The organism is Pseudoalteromonas sp. C12FD-1 (genome assembly GCF_037414265.1).
In the GTDB taxonomy this organism is placed as follows: domain Bacteria; phylum Pseudomonadota; class Gammaproteobacteria; order Enterobacterales; family Alteromonadaceae; genus Pseudoalteromonas.
Genome location: NZ_JBBEVD010000052.1, coordinates 221,424 through 240,883 on the forward strand (window position 1 = coordinate 221,424; position 19,460 = coordinate 240,883).

The following is a 19,460-nucleotide window of genomic DNA, read 5'->3' on the forward strand; positions in this document are numbered from 1 at the left end:
TATTAGTTAGGCTATAAAAAGCACTAGTTTAATTTACGCTTTTTCGAGCGCTTCAACTTGAGCTGCTTGAATAGCAGTAAGTGCGATGGTATACACTATGTCATCGACTAAAGCGCCACGGCTTAAATCGTTAACAGGCTTTCGCATACCTTGTAGCATAGGCCCTATGCTGATTAAATCGGCACTACGCTGTACGGCTTTGTAGGTTGTGTTACCGGTATTTAGATCAGGAAAAATAAATACCGTAGCCTTACCTGCGACTGGACTATTTGGTGCTTTTTTAAGAGCAACATTTTCCATAATTGCAGCGTCGTATTGCAATGGCCCATCAATAATTAAATCTGGACGTTTTTGTTGAGCAATTTGCGTGGCTTCACGCACTTTTTCTACATCAGCGCCAGAGCCTGAAGTACCTGTACTGTAGCTGATCATGGCAACACGTGGCTCTATGCCAAACGCGGCAGCAGAGTCGGCTGACTGAATAGCGATATCTGCTAACTGTTCTGCATTAGGGTCGGGGTTAATTGCACAGTCGCCGTATACCAGTACTTGGTCAGGCAGCAGCATAAAAAATACAGACGATACAAGTGATGACCCTGGTGCGGTTTTAATCAGCTGTAGCGGTGGGCGAATTGTATTAGCTGTTGTGTTTACAGCGCCAGATACTAAGCCATCAACTTTACCTTGCTCAAGCATCATAGTGCCAAGGACAACATTATCTTGTAATTGCTCTTGTGCAACAACTTCTGTTAAGCCTTTACTTTTACGAATTTCGACCATAGGTGCAACATAGTCGTTAATTATCGATTTTGGCTCAACAATACTTACGTGCTCGTTAAGTTCAATACCTTGTTGCTCGGCAATACGCATAATCTCATCACGGTCGCCAAGTAATACTGTTTTTGCAATACCACGTTGTCCACAAATAGCCGCGGCTTTAATAGTACGCGGCTCATTTCCTTCAGGAAGTACCACTGTTTTAGCCGCCTTACGGGCTTTATCAGTAAGTAAATAACGAAACGCAGGAGGAGAGAGCTTACGTGTTTTGCCAACATTTTTTGCAAGCGTGTCGAGCCAATCAGAATCGATATACTCTGCGTTATGATCTTTTACTTTCTCAATACGTTGGTCATCATCGCTTGGGACTTCCATATTAAAATTATGTAGCAGTAATGAGGTACGCCATGTATCGGCCTCTGTGGCTAAAATAGGCAAGCCTGTTTGCATTGCTTGTTCACATAGCGCCATTATACGCGGCTCTGGCTCAAAACCACCGGTAAGTAAAATGGCGCCAATTTTAGTGCCATTCATCGCAGATAAACACGCAGCGACCAAAATATCTGAACGATCGCCTGGGGTGACTAATAATGCACCTGGAGTAAAGTGGTTCAAAATGTTTGATACGGTACGCGCACAAAATGTAATACGGCGTAAGCGACGGTGTAGCATGTCGCCTTCGTTTATAATGGTGGCTTTTAAATACGCGCTTAAATCTTTAACGCGCGGCGCAACTAAATCAAAGTCCCACGGGATGGCGCCTAATAGCATAAATGGATTTTTTCTAAAAATAGGTAAAGACGCTAAACGATTTAATTCGTTATCGAGCTCTTCAGGCTTGTATGAATCCACCAAATCTGCGCGAGCACGGCCTTCTTCATCAAGGGGAGCATTTACTTTGTTAAAAATACAGCCTAAAACGCGCGGGTGATCAATTCCACCATAATACCCAGCAGCAATTTCTAAACGGTCTTCAATTTGTGTAATAGTGTAATTACCAGGGGTTAATACAAATACAATATCGGCACCGAGTGTTTGGGCTATTTCGCGGTTTACACGACCTGCATAAGGTTGGCGGCGCGTAGGCACCATACCTTCAATAATAGCAACTTCATCATCGTTAATTTTACTTTCAAAACGCTCGACTATTTCTTCAAGTAAATCATCGCCTTTACCATCACCAATCATTTGTTCTGCATAGTTTAATGCAAAAGGAATAGGAGGCGTAATTGATGAGCCTTGCATAATAATTTGAGTCGACTTTTCAGGCCCTGTTTCACCCGTACGTGGCTGGGCAATTGGCTTGAAAAAGTTTACTTTCACGGTTTTTTGCTCAAGCGCACGTACTAACCCGACAGAAACAGATGTTAAACCAACACCAGTAGAAACCGGGATTAACATAATACGACGTGCCATAATTAAAGCTCCTTCACAATGTTAGCAGCATCAAGGGCGATTACCCATTCTTCATTAGTTGGCATGACAACCGCTTTAGTTGCAGCACTAGCCGAGCTAATAACGCCTTCATTACCAAATCGCGCATCTAGATTAGCTTGTTTATCGCAATCTAAGCCTAAAAACGCCAGTTGTGTAATTACTTTTTCACGGATAATGTCTGAGTTTTCCCCTATACCGCCGGTAAAAATAAGTGCATCTAATTGCTGTAATGGCACCATGTAGGCGGCAATCTGTTTCGCAAGGCGGTAGCAAAAAATATCAAGCGCAAGGGCGGCTTGTTCATGGCCTGCTAAAGCGGCTTCTTCAATGGTTCTACAGTCGTTAGACAGTTCACTAATACCTAATAATCCGCTTTCTTTATTAAGTAAGTTGTCGATTTGTTTTGCATCGTAACTAAGTTGTGTCGTTAAAAAGTTAAACAAACCAGGGTCGATATCACCACTGCGGGTGCCCATTACTAACCCCGCAAGAGGAGTTAAACCCATGCTAGTATCTACACTTTTACCGCCTTTAATTGCACACACAGAGCAACCATTACCTAAATGCGCACTAATAAAATTACTTTGCTCAACAGGCTTATTAATTAATTTAGCGGTTTGCCCAGCTACATAATAGTGGCTTGTGCCATGCATACCGTAACGGCGAACACCATGCTCTGTGTATAGCTTGTAAGGGAGTGCATATAAGTAGGCTACTTTATCCATGGTTTGATGAAATGCCGTGTCAAACACAGCAACCTGTGGCAAACCAGCAAACGAAGCCTGCGCTGATGAAATACCGAGTAAGTTTGCATGACCATGTAAAGGGGCAAGGCTTGAAGCATCTGAAATACCCGCAATGACTTTTTCATCCACTAATGCAGATTGAGTAAAGTGCTCACCACCGTGTACAACACGATGGCCTACGGCAATTAAATGCTCATCTAAGTGGTGATCTTTAATTAGATTCACAAGCGTATTAATTGCTTCACCATGCGCTTGATTAGCAGCTAAGGTAATAACGGTTTTATCACCTTGGTATTTATATTTAATAGATGGATTTTCTGAACCTAGGCGTTCAGCTAAGCCCGAAATAATTTCATGCCCGTTATCAGCATCAATAATGGCAAATTTTAAACTCGAACTACCACAGTTTAATACTAAAACGTGTTGTGATTTAGAGGGCGTAGTTGGCATAGATACAGTTTCCATAAACAATAAATTTAGTAAGTGTACGTTAAGACATGAGCAATACACTTAAGGTGCAAATTAAAGGTAAACTTAGCCACCATATAGATGATAAAAAAGCGACTAAAGTCTAATTTTTAAAGTAACTATTTTAACCCAGTTAATATATTTAGTTTAGTGTTTAGTTGCTTATATATACAAAAACAATAACTTTTATTGCTAAAGTGCGAAGCTAATTATTTGTGTTACACTTACAGGCAGTGGCAAGCAGGCGCTACGGGTTTAAAAGTTTAGATGTGAGGAGTCATGATGCAAAAAAGTGTGATGTCACAATTACAAACGGGTAGAGTATATGCAAAAAAATGGCCTATGCGTAAAGAGTTAGCACCGTTGTTTAATGAATTTAAAGTCATTAAGGCAACCGAGCTGGCCATTACTGTTATGCCAATATTAGCCATGCTTACGTTATTTTTTCAGCTTAACTATTTAGGTCCCGATTTTTTACCGCAAGCGATTGCCAGCGCATTGTTTTTTTTGTCATTACCGTTGCAAGGGCTGTTTTGGTTAGGTAAGCGTGCCGAAACACAATTAGAGCCGAGCATGCAAAAATGGTATAACGAGTTATATACCAAAATGGTGGCAAATGGCTATCAAGCCCAATTAAGTGAAAACAAGCCCCGTTATATGGAGCTTGCACACTTATTAAATGACATGTTTGATAAAATGGATAAAGCGTTTACGAAAGAGCAATTTTAGAGCGCATCTATTGAAAATTGTATGAGCAGAGCGCACGCTTTGCTCAATTTATTTATAACGTTCCCTCTGGATATGAGCTAACTCAATATAGCCAGTCAGTAATTTCCTCTTATACCAATGCGCATAATTAAATGATCTATTTTGAGGATGGAAAAGCGTGTTGATAGCAAGGCAAAAATTCGCTATTTAGTTGTTCTTGGCAATTGCTCCTGCATTGCTCTACCTTCTGCATTCATACAGTCGTAAATGAGATTTTTTTAACGCATATAGCGACACGTTTAGCCCCTAAAAATGATTAAATATTATTGCAAATTGGTATTACACTCGTTATTAAAACATCAATCGGCTTTACTAAACTCGGTAATGTAAAACGATAGGGTAACGCTTTGGGCGCCTTTTTCTTCAAGAGCTTGCCAATGTTCAGGTCTAAATTTCCATGCAAACGGTGTCATCATTATTAAATTTTTAATATCTGAAAAATTAAGCGTAACCTGCTCTGTAATAAGCTTTTGAGCTGCTTTTATAAAGCCGCTTGGCGTATCAATTTCAGTGTGTTTTGCTACATCTGCATATATATATTCTTTAAGCTCTTTTAAATGCCATGGCCCTGGGCTTGCAACTACTAATGTGCCATTAGGCGCTGCTAAACGCGCCAGCTCTTGTTCAAATAAAGGCGCAAAAACACTAAGTAACACATCTGCCGTGCCTGATTTAAAAGGCGCTTGGCTAATTGATGCAACGCTAAATTGACATTGTGGATAACGCTTTGCTGCATATTTTACGGCTGATTTAGAAATATCGACGCCGTATACCTGAGCCTCTATTTTGTCGGCAATGGCATGAGTGTAAAACCCTTCACCGCAGCCTAAATCTATTAGCACTTTGGGTTTGCGCTCACTAATTATATTACTTAATGCGCGCTGTAAAAATGCATAAAAGCCTTGTTCTAAAAAAGCACGCCTTGCTTGTACCATTTCGAGCGAATCCCCCGGTTGCTTTGAGTTTTTGTGTTGCACCGGTAATAAATTTACATAGCCTTCTTTAGCAAAATCGAAGGTGTGATTATTGTCACATCGAAGTGATGAATTGTGTTTTGAAAGTGCGTGGTTACATAAAGGGCATTGGTATTGCAGACTCATGAGTCTAGGTAGTCCTTATCATAAAAAGTTTTGACCCAGTGTGGCCGATAAGTGATCAAAAGCGTAATGGCCATACCGTTGAGCATTGCCTCAGGAAACCAAATGATAGCACTTAGGTATACGTAATTATCCGCCAATTCTTGCCAATTATATTGCCCTATGAGCAAATAAAACAAAGCCCCTAAGCTTATTTTTAAACATGCAATAAAGCCTGCCAATATAAAAGAGCAGACAAAAATATAAACAAAAAAATGGCGCGGTAAATACTGATAACTCATTATAAAGCCAAGGTAGCTTAATAATGTAGGAATAAATGCACCAAACAGTATTTGCATGGGCAGAAGATTGATATCAATGTTTGCAAAAGCCGCTAATAGGGCAATGGCTAGCAGGCTACTTAAAATAGTAAGGCGCCACCCTAAAATAAGCGTTGCGGCAGTGACACCTAAAATGTGTAAATCAAGACCGCTTAAAATACCCGCTTTAATTTGCCATAACATTGCAAATACTAACGCACACGCAAGTACCCCTATTTGTCGTGCAGGCGTATTATAAAGTGCTTTATAGGTAGTTTTTTCTACGCTAATAAAAGTAATAATGATAACAAGGGCCCAAAGTGGCCCTTGTATTTCAAGCGTTAACATGGCAATTATTTAAAAGTTGACCAAATTGGTGCATGGTCAGAGGGCTTTTCTATGCCGCGTAATTCGTAATCTATACCGGTATCAATACAGCGCTCAGCTAGGGCATGAGTAGCAAGTACAACATCAATGCGTAAACCACGATTATCCACAAACCCTTTAGAGCGATAATCAAACCATGAGTATTTGTCGCTTGTTTCAGGGTTTTGCTCCCTGAAAGTATCTTTAAAGCCCCAATTCAATAATTTAGCAAGCCATTCACGCTCTTCTGGTTGAAACGAGCACTTACCTGTTTTAAGCCAGCGTTTAGCGTTTACATCACCAATACCAATATCTAAGTCGGTAGGTGAAATATTGATATCGCCCATAACAATGACGTCTCCATCTGGCGTATGGTTTGTTTCTAAATGGGTCATTAAATCTTTGTAAAACTGGCGCTTATAAGGGAATTTTGTTTCGTGATTTATATTATCGCCTTGCGGAAAATAACCATTCATTACCGTTAGGTCGCGGCCATTTTCTTGCTCAACTGTCACACTTATCATGCGTTTTTGTGCTTCTTCAGTGTCGCTGGCAAAACCTTTTAAGACCGATTTAGGCTCATTTTTGCATAACATTGCCACACCGTAGTGTGCCTTTTGACCATGAAAATAAACGTGGTAACCCATTTTTTGTACGTCCTCGAGAGGGAACGCCTCATCATGAACTTTAATTTCTTGCAAACCAATAATGTCTGGCTGGTGTTTATCTATAATTGCTTGTAACTGGTGTAAGCGTGCTCGCAGACCATTGATATTGAAAGAAATAACCTTCATAAAATATACCTTTAATTAGACTCTGTTTTTATAACTAAATTGTATCAGTAAATAAGCCTACATAACACGCTCGAAATGAGAAAATAGCTGCGCAAATGTTGATCAATTGGTGCGTAAGGTTTAAACATTGTAAATGCTTTATTAATTATTTAAATAAATAAAAAATTCAATTGATCTCGTAATTATTGAATATATAATGCGCAAAAATTACTTGTTTAGTCGTTCAAATAGGATCTCTCTCATGAAAACACAATTACTTTTAGCTACTGCTTTATTAGCCTCTGCGTCTGTATCAGCAAAAAGCAACACTTACTTCAGTCAAGATAACAAACTTGAATCTAAATTATGTGTATTAAGTGCAAATGAAGGCTTTAGCGCAGCACGCAAAGAAGCAGCACAGCACGGTGTATACTTATCGCGTTTTTCTAAAAGTGTTTTATGTAATGGTCAGGATATTCGCGACATTGCTAAAAAAGTAACGTCTAACCAAGCTGCTGAATCAAAAGTTGAAGTGTTTGCAAAAGATGCACAACAAGAAACACAGTTATGTATCACTGCGTTAAAGAAAGGTCTTGCGCCTGTTCGCCAAAAAATTGGTAACTTAAACTCATTAAAGTGTAACGGCCAAAATGTCACTGAATTTGTAAAGCGTTATCAAAACGCGGCAATCTAATTGCGCAGTAACATATAGATTAAAATAATACCCAGTTTGTACTGGGTATTTTTTTGCAAAAATTACAAGGTAGGCAGCAATCATTGCAAAGCTAAGTAATTGATTAGTGTATATAAAATAAACTAAACCTACATAACTTATTGATTATTGGTGGCTTGCGTACTTTGGCACTGGACTTGTATTAGTTAAAGTGACATTTACTAACTACAAGGATACGTCTTATGAAAAAGTTAACACTCGCAACAACTATTTTAGCTTCGTTAAGTTTAGCCGCTTGTGCCTCAAACCAAGGCCTTGAAAAAATCGATAGCGATTTTGCAAGTTTAGATAACGACAGTGATGGTTATATTTCAAAAGTAGAAGCAGATGACGATAGCATCTGGGGTCACTTTTCAAATATTGATACCAATATGGATAATGAGATCAGTCGTAAAGAATTTAACACTTACATGCAGTTAAATACCGGTAAGGTAGCGACTGACAGCGAAGTAAGTGAGTCGGCATTTAAAGCTAAAATAGCTAAATTTGATAAAATTGAAAATGATTTTAGAAGTTTAGATAACGACAAAAATGGTTACATCTCAGTAGAAGAAGCTGATGATGATGATATTTCTAACCATTTTGGTTATATGGATGGCAACAATGATAAACGCATCAGTAAAGGTGAGTTTAAAGGCTACATTAACAAATACGGTAAAGCCGTTGCTGAAGATGATGCACTAAAGCATTATAAAAACAGCTAATGTTAGTTAAATACGCTACATACAATAGCCAGCATTAATTGCTGGCTTTTTTGTGCATTTAATTTGTTTTAAAAGCAGATATATTTTCCCCCTTTTGCGATGTTCTGTCATAATAGATGGCTAAGTATTTTAAAGGGCAAAGCAAAATATTATGGCGGGTCGTCGAATTAGTGATGAACAATTAATTGAGATCATTGAAGCGGCTATATTTGTCTCAGACAAACCTGTTAGCAAACGCCACTTAAAAGATACAGTACTGGCTGATTTAGCTATTTCTATGTCACGAATTAACACTGCAATTGACGCTATTTATACTCACTATCAAACACGTGGCATTAAGCTCGTTGAAGTAGGCAGTGGTTATCGTTTTCAAGCGTGTAGTAGTTTAAGTCCTTGGCTTAGTAATTTATGGCAAGAACGGGCACCTAAATATTCTCGCGCACTATTAGAAACATTGTCGTTAATTGCTTACAGGCAACCAATAACGCGTGGTGAAATAGAGCAAGTAAGAGGTGTAACAACCGGATCGGCAATTATTAAAACCCTCCTTGAGCGAGAGTGGGTTAAAGTAGTAGGGCACAAAGAGGTACCTGGTAAACCAGCACTTTATGCAACTACAAAATTATTTTTAGATTATTTTTCGTTAACCGGTTTAGAGCAACTCCCTGCATTGCCAGCAAAGCAAGAAAGCAAAATAAACCAGTTATTAAGTGATCCTTCTGTGAGAGAACCATCCGAATGAGTATTCAAGGTGAAAAGTTACAAAAAGTCCTAGCCCGTGCCGGGGTAGGCTCACGACGTGAAATGGAAAAATACATTGATGCAAACCGCGTTAGTGTTAATGGTAAAGTGGCTAAATTAGGTGACCGTGTTGAGGAAACCGACTTAATACGAGTTGATGGCCACACAGTTAAAATTGAAGAAAAAGCAGACCGCATTTGTCGTGTAATTATGTACAACAAGCCAGAAGGTGAGTTAAGTACACGTAAAGACCCGGAAGGTCGCCGTACTGTTTTTGACCGTTTACCTCGCATAGACGGTGAACGTTGGATTGCGGTTGGTCGATTAGATATTAATACGGCGGGTTTAATGTTATTTACTAACGATGGTGAGTTAGCTAATCGATTAATGCATCCAAGTTATGAAGTTGAGCGTGAATATTCAGCCCGTGTATTTGGTGAAGTAACCAATGAAACCATTAAAAACTTAACACGTGGCGTAGAGCTTGAAGATGGACCTGCTAAATTTTTAACAGTTAAATCACTGGGCGGCGAAGGTATTAACCGCTGGTACAATGTAACGCTAAACGAAGGACGTAACCGCGAAGTTCGCCGTTTATGGCAATCGCAGGATGTAGAAGTGTCTCGTCTTATTCGTATTCGTTACGGAAAATTAGAGTTAGATAAACGCCTACCTCAAGGTGGCTGGGCTGAACTTGATTTAGAAACCGTTAACTATTTACGTAAAACGGTTAAATTAGGCCGTGAAACACAAACTAAATTGTCGGTAATGCCTGAAAAACGCAAAGATAAGCGTGCTAAAATCAACCAAATTCGCAAAGCAGTTAAAAAGCATAACCAACGTGTTAAGCAAACAAAGCGAAAATAGCTTTTACAATTAGTAACTAAAAAGCCGCAATTTATTGCGGCTTTTTAATGAGAAAAATAAAATTTTACTTTTTAGTTTGTGCGTCGAGTGACTCGCCATTCACCTTACTTGAATCATCACTCATAAGGTATAAATACGTTGGCATTATATCTTCAGGGGTTGCCAGCTTATCACGATCTTCTCCCGGGTAGGCCGCTGCACGCATAGAGGTACGCGTTGCACCAGGGTTTATACAATTTACACGGATATTGGTTTTCCCCACTTCACAAGCCCAAGTTTGCATCATACCTTCAACGGCAAACTTAGATATTGCATATGGTCCCCAAAATTCGCGCCCTTTACGCCCCACACTTGATGAAGTGAAAACAATAGAGGCATTATCTGACTTACGCAATACAGGAAATAGTGCTTTGGTGATCATTGCTTGTGCGGTCACATTCACTTTCATGATGTTTTCAAACGTAGAAGAGCAAAAGTGCTCAAGAGGGCCGAGCGACCCTAAAATACCCGCATTATTCAATAAGCCGTCTAATCGGCCAAATTGACTTTCGATTGTGGCTGCTAAATCGCGGTAGTTTTGCTTTGTCGCGCCTTTTAAATCCATTGGCACAATAGCCGGCTGTGGGTAACCAGCATTAACAATCTCATCGTAAACGCATTCTAACTTATTTGTAGTTTTACCCAGTAAAATAACTGTTGCGCCATGCTTTGCATAGGTAATAGCAGCTACGCGGCCAATACCATCGCCGGCACCTGTAATTAATATTACTTTATTTTGAAGTGCATTTTGAGTTGCTAGATAAGTTTGCATATAAATACCAATTTATAAAATTTTTTTGATTTTAACATAGCAAATCGTCAAGTAATCGAATTTATTGAAAATTTAGGTGGCGGAATTATAAACTTTACGTTAAGTTTAACTGGTCTAATGTCTCATTAATAAACTGATTACATTGTTTTAACTTTACTACACTGATTAAACACACTTACTTTGAATGAACACACTATAAAAATAAAGATATGTGCGGAGCTAAAAATATGAAAAAAATGCTACTCTCACTCTCAGTTACAGCTGCATTAGCAGGTTGTGGCGGCGGAGAAACATTAGAAGATGTCAAAAACGATACTGCAACCATAATACCTAATGCTACGGTGACCTTTGACCCTGCTAATGGGGTTTTATCTGTCCCTAACGATTTATTAATGAGTGGCACTCAAGATGGCACAATTAATATTCCAGGTGAATTAGACGACGATAACGTTTCTGTGCCCCGCACTGCTTATGCAGATCCGCAGTTAGCGTTAGGTGCTTTAGATGGCTGGTCATCACAAGTACCTTACAAAATTGATTTAACTTTCCCGACTGGTGTATCGCTTGATGAAGCTTCTGCGGCGTCGCCTGGTACGGTAAGAATTTTTGAAGTTGTGATGGGCGCAAGCCTTACGGATGCAGAATGTTCTGTAGTTACCGCTGGTACAGCCTGTAAATTGGTTGGCGAATTAACCTACGGCGTAGATTTTATTTCCCAAGCCTCTGGCGATGCTGTGGCTATTATTCCATTAAAGCCATTCACACCGGGTAGTTCATATATAAATGTATTAACTACAGGTTTAAAGGATTCTCAAGGTCGCTCTATTCAGCCTTCTTCTACTTACGCATTAGTGAGCGAAGAAGCGCCACTAATAACAGATGCTCAGCTGGGCCTTCAAGCGGCTGTAAATAGTTATGAAAATGTAGTGGTAAGTTCAGGAGATATCACTAAAGATGACATTATATTTTCTGCGGCAATGACCATTCAATCAGCAGGGCCTGTGCTCGGTACAATTAAAAACTTACTGGCTGCTAGCTTACAAAACGACGCATTACCAACCCCAATGGTCAGTGTACCTGAACAAGCTATGGTTAATGTACAGCAAGTATTTGCAGCTGCGGGTGTGAGCGTTTCGGATGCATTTTCAGGTGTGCAATACTTAAAAGGTAGCGTCATGCTGCCCATGTATTTAGGGACGCCAACCGGCACTGAAATAAGTGATTTAAATGATACATATTGGCAAGGTATGTGCGACAACGCGGTGGCTATTTTAGGTTACAAAGCGGCCGCAGGCGAAGCGTTTCCGGCAGATCCAATTAGTGAAAATGATGCACTTTGTGCTGCGCTAAGTAACGGGCAGTTACGTGATTTAGGGCTAGACTCTACGCGTCATTTAACTAAGTATAACTCTATCCCTAAAGTACAAAGCATGGCGAATGTGCCAGTGCAAATAACTAAACCGATTTTACCGGTTATTAATTTTATACGAGATTCACAAGGCCTTGACCCCATTGAAATGCCTGAAGCTGGCTGGCCAGTTGTTATTATGCAACACGGTATAACAACAGACAAAGAAAGCATGTTGGCGCTAACAGCACAACTTTCAATTCAAGGTTTTGCTACCGCTGCAATTGATCACCCTCGCCATGGCGAACGGGGTGTAGATGTTGATGCAGATGGTACAGATGACTTTAATGCTACAACAGGCTCAGTGCTTAGTTACATGAATTTAAACTCGCTATTAGTTGCGCGTGATAGCTTACGCCAATCATCAGCAGATTTATTAGGCTTACGTTTAGGTTTAAACTTTATTAATGATGCGACTATTAACGCGCAAGATGTAACCTACGTTGGTCACTCGTTAGGTTCTATTGTTGCACCTGCATTTATAGCACAGGCTAATAGCCCGCTTGCAGACACAGTTGACCCGTTATTTAAGGTCAACACTGTAGCACTTGCCAGTGGCGGTGGTGGTATAGCAAGCTTTTTACTTGAGTCGGCTGCGTTTGGGCCATTTATACAAGGTTCTGTATTATCTCAAGCAGGTACTGCTGAGTCACAAGAGTTTAACGAGTTTCTTCAAGCAGATGCTATTTCAAACTGTGGTACATTCCTACCAGATATGGAAGCGTTTTTAACCTGTGGCTATCAGGCGTATGTAACATCACTTACTACGGCAGGCGAAACTACAAAACTTGCAAACATTCAAGGGGTAATGACCGAGTTTGCTTTTGCTGCGCAAACAGCACTTGATAGTGGTGACCCAACAAATTACGCGGCAGCGGTAAACGCATTAGGTACACCTGTATACACCAATGTAGTTGTAGGCGATGACGTAGATAACAAACCTGACCAAGTTATTCCACCTGCAGCAGCGAATAACCCAATTTCAGGAACGATTCCATTAGCAAACTTTATGGGGCTTGAAACAGTAAGCACTTCACAGCCATTAAGTGAAACAGCGGGAAGCTACTTAGTTAAATTTACTAAAGGACATCATGGCTCTATTTTAACACCAGCCCAAGATGAAGCCCAAGCGGCTACAGTTGAAGGCAGTGCTGCCGCAAATGCTGAAATGCAGCTGCAAGTAGCAACGTATTTAGCTGCACGCGGACGCATGTTACTAGTTAGCAACTCAGAGGTGGTGACTGATTAATCAGCAAATACCTTATTAACCTTGAAAAGCCACTGTTTAGTGGCTTTTTTTTGTTATAAAGCATGATAAATTAGCTTAAATTTATAAATGGAGAAACCAGTTGGAATTTTTATACGAATACGGTTTGTTTTTTGCTAAAACGGTTACCTTTGTTATTGCCATTGCAATTATTTTAACGCTTATTGTTGGCTCAGCGGTCAAGCCAAAAACTAAAAAAGGGGCGATAGAAATAGACGATTTATCTGAGCAATTAGATGATTTAAAAGATAGTTTTTTAGAAAATACGTTAACTAAAAAAGAGTTAAAAGCGCACCTTAAAGCGCAAAAAGTCGAGTCTAAAAAAACAGCAAATGATGAGCCAAAGCCACGCCTATATGTTATTGACTTTATAGGTAGTATGGATGCACACGAAGTTGAAAGCCTACGCGAAGAAGTGACTGCAATTATTGCCATTGCTAACCCTGAAAAAGATAAAGTATTAGTTCGCTTAGAAAGTGGGGGCGGAGTGGTGCATGGCTATGGTTTAGCTGCATCGCAATTACAGCGTTTTAAAACAGCAGGGATTAAACTATCTGTATCAATAGATAAAGTTGCAGCTAGTGGCGGTTACATGATGGCCTGTGTGGCCGATGAAATATTAGCCGCTCCTTTTGCTATTGTTGGCTCTATTGGTGTAATTGCACAAATACCTAATTTTAATAAAATTTTAAAGAAAAACGATGTGGAGTTTGAGCAAATTACCGCAGGCGAATTTAAACGTACGTTAACCTTGTTCGGCGAAAACACAGATAAAGCCCGCGAAAAGTTTCGTGACGAAATAGAGCAAACACATGGTTTGTTTAAAGAGTTTGTAAGCAGCCAACGGCCAACACTTAATATTGATAATGTGGCAACGGGTGAGCACTGGTTTGCAACACAAGCAATTGAAAAAGGCTTAGTTGATGTCATTAAAACCAGTGATGATGCGTTATTAGAGCAACAAGCTGAGCGTCAAATATACAAAGTAAAATACAAAATTAAGAAAGGATTAAGTGATAAGTTAGCAATTGGGCTTAGTAGTTCTATCAATAAAGCAGGGGTTAATTTAATGTCGCGCTTTAAAGCAATGAACCCATAAAGCGTTATTATATCCATCCTCAAAATAGATCACTTAATTATGCGGATTGGTATTTAAGGTAATAAAAAACCCTTGCATAGCAAGGGTTTTTTTATGGGCTTGAATAATTACTCAGTAGATTTGTGGTAATCTTCTAAATCTTTAGCGGCGTTCGGGTCGTTAAATATTTTTTCATCTAATTGACCTTCTGATTTAGCAACCACACAAGTTACCATACAGTCGCCTGTTATATTAACTGCTGTGCGCGTCATATCGAGAAGCCTGTCAACACCAATGATAATGGCAATACCTTCTACTGGTAAACCTACTTGGTTAAGTACCATGGCAAGCATAATTAAACCCACACCAGGCACACCCGCGGTGCCTACCGAGGCAAGCGTAGCGGTTAAAATAACCATTAAGTAATCAGATATTGTTAAATCAACAGCAAACACTTGTGCAATAAATACCGTTGCAACACCTTGCATAATGGCTGTGCCGTCCATGTTAATGGTGGCACCAAGCGGAATAGTAAAAGAGGCAACTGAGTTGTTTGCACCCAGTTTTTTGGTCGCAGTTTCAAGTGTAATAGGCATTGTCGCGCTTGAACTTGAAGTACTAAAGCCAAATAAACATGCGTGCTTCATTTTAGCTAAGAAAATTAGTGGGTTAAGGCCTGTAAGAGCTTTCAAAATAATACTGTAGTTAATAAAAGCATGAATCAATAATGCCGCCACTACCACTAAAAAGTATTTAGCAAGGCTGACTATTAATCCCATTTCGATAGTAGTAAAAAGTTTGGCCATTAAAAAGAACACGCCGTAAGGTGCAATGTTCATTAGCAGTGTAACAAGTTTTAAAATAACCGTGTTTAAATCTTCAAATACGGCAGCTACACGTTTACCTGCTTTACCACTTAGTGCCATTGCAACACCAAATAAAAGTGCAAACACAATAACTTGCAGCATGTTGCCTTTAGCCATTGCTTCAAATGGGTTAGTAGGAAACATATCGATAATAACGCGAGCCAGTGTAGGGGCTTCTTTTGCGTTAAAGCTTGCATCTGATGGCAGTGCAATACCTTGGCCTGGGTTAAATAATAACGCCAATGAAATAGCTACCGTGATAGCCACGGCAGTAGTCACTAAATATAAGCCAATAGATTTACCGCCTAAACGGCCTAATTTTTTAGGATCGCTTAAGCTACACGTACCACATACAAGCGAGACGAATACCAGCGGTACAACCAACATTTTTAAGCTGGCAATAAAAATTTGTCCGCCAACATGGAAAAGGCCATCTACAAAAAAAGCTTTAATTGGCAAAGAGAATAACCCAAGAGGAATTAGATAATCGTCTTCACCAGCTAATATAGCTTGAAATAAAAAGCCTACTGCAATACCTAGCCCCATACCTATCATGATACGGGTAGTTAAACTCATTGAACGTATTTTAGACATATTCCCTAATCTATTTTTTCAAATTTGCCATAGACTACCAGCAAGGAAATATTTACTACAGAAAAAAATAACCTTTGCGGAATTTTTTACATAAAAAAGTGATAAAAAACTGTGATATTAGACTAAGTTATAGGTTAATATTAGGTAAACAACTATTAGTAAATAATAACAACGCTAGGGAGAGGTCCATGCCTTTAACGCGACTACTCAGCATTACACTATTTAGCATCATGCTTTGCGCTTGTGGTGGTGGTGGAACAATCGAAAAAGACGGCACCATCGGAGATGATGACGATTCTACAACAGAAACATCCACTTTTACGGTAACCTTAAAAGGTTATTTACAATCTAGCGACACTGAGTCAAACGCAGTTACAGCCAGTGCTCCTTTAGAACTTAGAGCTACTTTAGAAGATAATGATGGCGATGCGGTTTCGGGCGAGCGAATTACTTTTACCCTTGCAGACTCAATAGGTGAATTAAATCCTACAGCAGGCACTGCGTTAACTCAATCAAATGGTATTGCGACAATAGAGCTTACCGCAGGTGAAAATGCGGGAGCTGGTGAAGTAACTGCAACCTATACAGTTGATGGCGTAAGTTACACAGACACATTTGCATTTGAGTCAGATGGCGCTCAATCAACAGATCCACAATTAAGCGTCTCGCTTGTTGATTCATCAGGTGGAGCAACTCGAAGTGTTGACTATTTAAACCCCGCCACTGCTCAAGTTGAACTATTAATTAATAATGAGCCAGCTGCTTATGAATTAATTGAATTCGTGCTTACTGGTTTAGGCACTATAAACCCTACTAATGGTACTGCTTTAACAAATGAACAAGGTATTGCCACAATTAGCTTGCTAGCAGGGACTGAAGCGGGTGCTGGCTCAATTGTTGCCACTTACACAGATAATGAAAATACAGTTTTTAGCTCGGACGGTTATACGTTCACGACTGAAGGCGATGCGCCCATTCAAGGTGAGTCGCTAGACTTTTCTATCGGTTTAAGCCTTACCTCTTCAACGACTTTATCAGAAATTAGTACAATCAGCGCAGCTGACAGTGCGGTAGTTAAAGCAACTATATTAGACGGTGATGGTGTTGAAGTTGAAGGGGCGGTTGTAAACTTCTCATCAACATTAGGAAACTTAATTCCAAGTATTGGTACAGCACTAACAAATGGCAGCGGTGTTGCATCAATTAATTTAACGTCGGGGACTGTAGAAGGGGCAGGTGTTATAACAGCTCAATATGAAGGTGTTGAACAAACTTTGGGTTTTTATACAAAAGGCGATGCTGTAAATCCAGACCAAAGTACTGCCGATATTAGCTTTTCTATTTTACAAAATTGTCCAGCAGACTTTAAATCACAAAGAGATGCAAGCCAATGTGACACAGTGACGAGTATTTCTGGTGATTCAACTGCGATTCTTTATGTACAAGTAACAAATGAAAATTCGACAACACCACTTTCACAAACTTTGGTAACAGCAAGCACAACAATTGGCTCAATTACACCTTCAACTGGTACAGCAATTACCGATGCAAACGGTATTGCACTTTTAGATATAGTGCCAGGTCAAGATGTAGGCGCTGGTGAGATTACTGTGTCAGTGCTTGATAGCGATTTAACCAAGGCATTTCAAATTGCTGCTGTAGATGTTGAAATTGCTATTAGCAGCTCGATTGCTGACGATGAGCTATTAGCTGCAGGTGCGACAGCACTCATCTCAATAGAAATTTCAAAAGACGGTGAGCTTTATACCACACCACTTACTGTTGAGTTTTCATCTGGTTGTGTTGGCTCTGGTCAAGCACTTATAGATGAAACAGTAACCAGTATTGGCGGCTTTGCGCGCTCTACATACCGCCCACTTACTTGTGTGGGTGGCGATATAATTACAGCCACGGTGATCACCGGTGGCGATACGGTTTCTGCGAGCACGACTATAAATGTATCACCAGCCAATATTGGCTTTTTACAATTTGTAGAAGTGACCGAGCCAGTAATTGCATTAAAGGGCACAGGTGGAGCTGATAGAACAGAAATATCTGAAGTAACATTTAAACTTATCGATTCAAATGGCAATGATTTAGCTTCAAGAACGGTTAACTTTGAACTGTCTACGGCCGTTGGTGGTATAACGTTAGGCACCGCCAGCGCAATCACTAATGCCAGTGGTGAAGTAACGACTTCAGTACAATCGGGCTCAATAGCCACGCCTGTACGTGTCATTGCATCGAGTGAAGAAGAGGTTGATGGCAACACTGTTATTGTCACCGCGCCTTCAGATACCCTAGTTGTTAGCACAGGTATTGCTGATCAAAACAGCTTCTCGTTGTCGCGTTCCATTTTCAACCCGCACGCATTAAATGTTGATGGTAATACGGTATCGGTTAACGCTCGTTTAGCTGATCACTTTAACAACCCTGTGCCAGATGGAACTGCAGTTAGCTTTATCACAGAAGGGGGCGTAATAGAGCCAAGTTGTACCACAACTAATGGTGCGTGTAGCGTAACATGGACAAGTAGTAACCCACGTCCATTTACTGACTCTATGTATGAAAATACTATTACACAGAAGTGTGATGGCGGCTTACCATGCCCGTTAGGTATTTTAAATAATGACTTAACGGTAGATTTACCCCTAGGCGGACGCGCAACGGTACATGCTTATGCGATTGGTGAAGAAACCTTTTCTGATTTAAATGGTAACGGTTACTTCGATAGCGAAGACTTTTTTGATGATTTATTTGATATTCCAGAAGCCTTTATCGATAACAATGAAGATGGCACTTATGGTGGCAAAGACTGTAATGATGGTACAGATCCATGTTCACGTGATAACTCTACTGGTGACGAGTTTGAAGAGTTTGTTGATTTTGATGGTAATGGTACATGGACCACTGAGAATGGGCTTTACAACGGTTTACTGTGCCGTGAAGAAGAGGAACTTGCAGGTATTTGTAGCCGTCAAATGGTTAACGTGTTTCAAAATCAAGAAATCGTGATGTCTGGTGATACTGCTTTCTTTAGACTCGTTACGTACGCTGATGATTGCTCTGCTATTGTGGGTGCAACTGCTTCAGAGGTTCGTGTAAACAGCGACCCTGCAAGCCCACTTGTACGCCGTGTACAAAACGATCCAACCAGCGCGTTAATGTGCCAGGTTGATGCAATAGACTTAACCCAAACTACGGGTGCATCAAGTCTAAACCTTACGGTATTTATTGCTGACCTTTATAACAACCCAATGCCTGCGGAAACTACTATTTCTATTGATACAGACAATGGTATTTTAACGGGTAGTGATAACTACACTTACCCAAATACGACAAGTATTGTGCCTGTAGGCCTTTCGTTTGGTATTACACGTGAGGATTTAGATGGTGGTAATGAGCAATTTAGCGGTATTTTAACTGTCACAGCTGAGGCGCCTTCTGGGCTTGAAAGTACTCTTTCTGTTAGCGTCAGTGACGATTTATAATAGATAGAATGTAAAAAAAGCCAACCTTTAAGGTTGGCTTTTTTATTTGTGTTCTATATATTCCTCAGCAATTATTCTAAAAACACTAGTTTGTATAATTTAACAACAAAAATTGTTTGTTTATTCAGTAAATACTGAAAAGTTTGTATTAAAAGCTTGTAACAATAGG

15 protein-coding genes are annotated in these 19,460 nt (G+C 39.9%); 8 read left to right on the forward strand and 7 right to left on the reverse strand.

The window, feature by feature from the left end; translation table 11 throughout:
• Nucleotides 1–33 precede the first annotated feature (33 nt).
• Complete coding sequence (pta, locus tag WDB87_RS08280; protein WP_286247237.1) at nt 34–2,193, reverse strand: phosphate acetyltransferase; 2,160 nt, start codon at nt 2,191–2,193, stop codon at nt 34–36.
• Nucleotides 2,194–2,195: 2 nt separating this feature from the next.
• Complete coding sequence (locus WDB87_RS08285) at nt 2,196–3,410, reverse strand: acetate kinase (protein ID WP_286247698.1); 1,215 nt, start codon at nt 3,408–3,410, stop codon at nt 2,196–2,198.
• A gap of 300 nt (nt 3,411–3,710) precedes the next feature.
• Here WDB87_RS08285 and yfbV point away from each other — a divergent pair, with 300 nt between their 5' ends.
• On the forward strand, nt 3,711–4,157 hold the full coding sequence (yfbV, locus tag WDB87_RS08290; RefSeq protein ID WP_286247700.1) for a terminus macrodomain insulation protein YfbV: 447 nt from the start codon (nt 3,711–3,713) through the stop codon (nt 4,155–4,157).
• A 338-nt stretch (nt 4,158–4,495) separates the two neighbouring features.
• Here the strand turns inward: yfbV and WDB87_RS08295 are convergent, their stop codons facing one another.
• Genes WDB87_RS08295 through xthA form a run of 3 tightly spaced genes read right to left on the reverse strand, consistent with a single transcriptional unit; the run spans nt 4,496 to nt 6,752 of the window.
• Nucleotides 4,496–5,296, reverse strand: coding sequence for a putative RNA methyltransferase (locus tag WDB87_RS08295; protein ID WP_337849591.1), 801 nt, complete (start codon nt 5,294–5,296; stop codon nt 4,496–4,498).
• Complete coding sequence (locus WDB87_RS08300) at nt 5,293–5,940, reverse strand: energy-coupling factor ABC transporter permease (protein ID WP_286247241.1); 648 nt, start codon at nt 5,938–5,940, stop codon at nt 5,293–5,295. The genes WDB87_RS08295 and WDB87_RS08300 overlap by 4 nt, the downstream gene beginning before the upstream one ends.
• Before the next feature lie 5 nt (nt 5,941–5,945).
• Nucleotides 5,946–6,752 carry an exodeoxyribonuclease III gene (gene xthA / locus WDB87_RS08305; protein ID WP_286247244.1) on the reverse strand — a complete coding sequence of 269 codons (807 nt, stop codon included), beginning with the start codon at nt 6,750–6,752 and terminating at the stop codon, nt 5,946–5,948.
• Nucleotides 6,753–6,993: 241 nt separating this feature from the next.
• Between xthA and WDB87_RS08310 the strand changes: the two genes are divergently transcribed.
• From WDB87_RS08310 to rluB, 4 genes are all read left to right on the forward strand, one after another.
• Nucleotides 6,994–7,425 (forward strand): exonuclease III, encoded by a 432-nt coding sequence (locus tag WDB87_RS08310; protein WP_286247246.1) that lies wholly within the window; start codon nt 6,994–6,996, stop codon nt 7,423–7,425.
• 221 nt (nt 7,426–7,646) lie between these two features.
• Nucleotides 7,647–8,168 carry an EF-hand domain-containing protein gene (locus tag WDB87_RS08315; RefSeq protein ID WP_286247248.1) on the forward strand — a complete coding sequence of 174 codons (522 nt, stop codon included), beginning with the start codon at nt 7,647–7,649 and terminating at the stop codon, nt 8,166–8,168.
• Between the two features lie 151 nt (nt 8,169–8,319).
• Nucleotides 8,320–8,910, forward strand: coding sequence for an SMC-Scp complex subunit ScpB (gene scpB / locus WDB87_RS08320; protein WP_286247250.1), 591 nt, complete (start codon nt 8,320–8,322; stop codon nt 8,908–8,910).
• The gene (rluB, locus tag WDB87_RS08325) at nt 8,907–9,776 is read left to right on the forward strand and encodes a 23S rRNA pseudouridine(2605) synthase RluB (protein ID WP_055015003.1); all 870 of its coding nucleotides are present in this window, start codon (nt 8,907–8,909) and stop codon (nt 9,774–9,776) included. Before scpB ends, rluB begins: the two co-directional genes overlap by 4 nt.
• A 64-nt stretch (nt 9,777–9,840) precedes the next feature.
• Here rluB and WDB87_RS08330 read toward each other — a convergent pair whose 3' ends face one another.
• Nucleotides 9,841–10,587 carry a YciK family oxidoreductase gene (locus WDB87_RS08330; RefSeq protein ID WP_286247253.1) on the reverse strand — a complete coding sequence of 249 codons (747 nt, stop codon included), beginning with the start codon at nt 10,585–10,587 and terminating at the stop codon, nt 9,841–9,843.
• 227 nt (nt 10,588–10,814) lie between these two features.
• Between WDB87_RS08330 and WDB87_RS08335 the strand changes: the two genes are divergently transcribed.
• A complete protein-coding gene (locus tag WDB87_RS08335) occupies nt 10,815–13,244 on the forward strand; it encodes a VolA/Pla-1 family phospholipase (protein WP_337849592.1) in 2,430 nt (809 codons plus the stop codon).
• Between the two features lie 100 nt (nt 13,245–13,344).
• A complete protein-coding gene (gene sohB, locus WDB87_RS08340) occupies nt 13,345–14,361 on the forward strand; it encodes a protease SohB (protein ID WP_337849593.1) in 1,017 nt (338 codons plus the stop codon).
• 107 nt (nt 14,362–14,468) lie between these two features.
• On the opposite strand, the gene WDB87_RS08345 is transcribed toward sohB, so the two are convergent.
• Complete coding sequence (locus WDB87_RS08345; RefSeq protein WP_286247259.1) at nt 14,469–15,800, reverse strand: dicarboxylate/amino acid:cation symporter; 1,332 nt, start codon at nt 15,798–15,800, stop codon at nt 14,469–14,471.
• A 188-nt stretch (nt 15,801–15,988) separates the two neighbouring features.
• Here WDB87_RS08345 and WDB87_RS08350 point away from each other — a divergent pair, with 188 nt between their 5' ends.
• The gene (locus WDB87_RS08350) at nt 15,989–19,291 is read left to right on the forward strand and encodes an Ig domain-containing protein (protein WP_337849594.1); all 3,303 of its coding nucleotides are present in this window, start codon (nt 15,989–15,991) and stop codon (nt 19,289–19,291) included.
• Nucleotides 19,292–19,460: the final 169 nt, after the last annotated feature.

Bases quoted from the DNA above. Each gene is read 5' to 3' on its own strand.
- pta (WP_286247237.1), bottom strand. From the start codon at position 2,193: ATGGCACGTCGTATTATGTTAATCCCGGTTTCTACTGGTGTTGGTTTA.
- WDB87_RS08285 (WP_286247698.1), bottom strand. From the start codon at position 3,410: ATGCCAACTACGCCCTCTAAATCACAACACGTTTTAGTATTAAACTGT.
- yfbV (WP_286247700.1), top strand. From the start codon at position 3,711: ATGCAAAAAAGTGTGATGTCACAATTACAAACGGGTAGAGTATATGCA.
- WDB87_RS08295 (WP_337849591.1), bottom strand. From the start codon at position 5,296: ATGAGTCTGCAATACCAATGCCCTTTATGTAACCACGCACTTTCAAAA.
- WDB87_RS08300 (WP_286247241.1), bottom strand. From the start codon at position 5,940: ATGTTAACGCTTGAAATACAAGGGCCACTTTGGGCCCTTGTTATCATT.
- xthA (WP_286247244.1), bottom strand. From the start codon at position 6,752: ATGAAGGTTATTTCTTTCAATATCAATGGTCTGCGAGCACGCTTACAC.
- WDB87_RS08310 (WP_286247246.1), top strand. From the start codon at position 6,994: ATGAAAACACAATTACTTTTAGCTACTGCTTTATTAGCCTCTGCGTCT.
- WDB87_RS08315 (WP_286247248.1), top strand. From the start codon at position 7,647: ATGAAAAAGTTAACACTCGCAACAACTATTTTAGCTTCGTTAAGTTTA.
- scpB (WP_286247250.1), top strand. From the start codon at position 8,320: ATGGCGGGTCGTCGAATTAGTGATGAACAATTAATTGAGATCATTGAA.
- rluB (WP_055015003.1), top strand. From the start codon at position 8,907: ATGAGTATTCAAGGTGAAAAGTTACAAAAAGTCCTAGCCCGTGCCGGG.
- WDB87_RS08330 (WP_286247253.1), bottom strand. From the start codon at position 10,587: ATGCAAACTTATCTAGCAACTCAAAATGCACTTCAAAATAAAGTAATA.
- WDB87_RS08335 (WP_337849592.1), top strand. From the start codon at position 10,815: ATGAAAAAAATGCTACTCTCACTCTCAGTTACAGCTGCATTAGCAGGT.
- WDB87_RS08345 (WP_286247259.1), bottom strand. From the start codon at position 15,800: ATGTCTAAAATACGTTCAATGAGTTTAACTACCCGTATCATGATAGGT.
- WDB87_RS08350 (WP_337849594.1), top strand. From the start codon at position 15,989: ATGCCTTTAACGCGACTACTCAGCATTACACTATTTAGCATCATGCTT.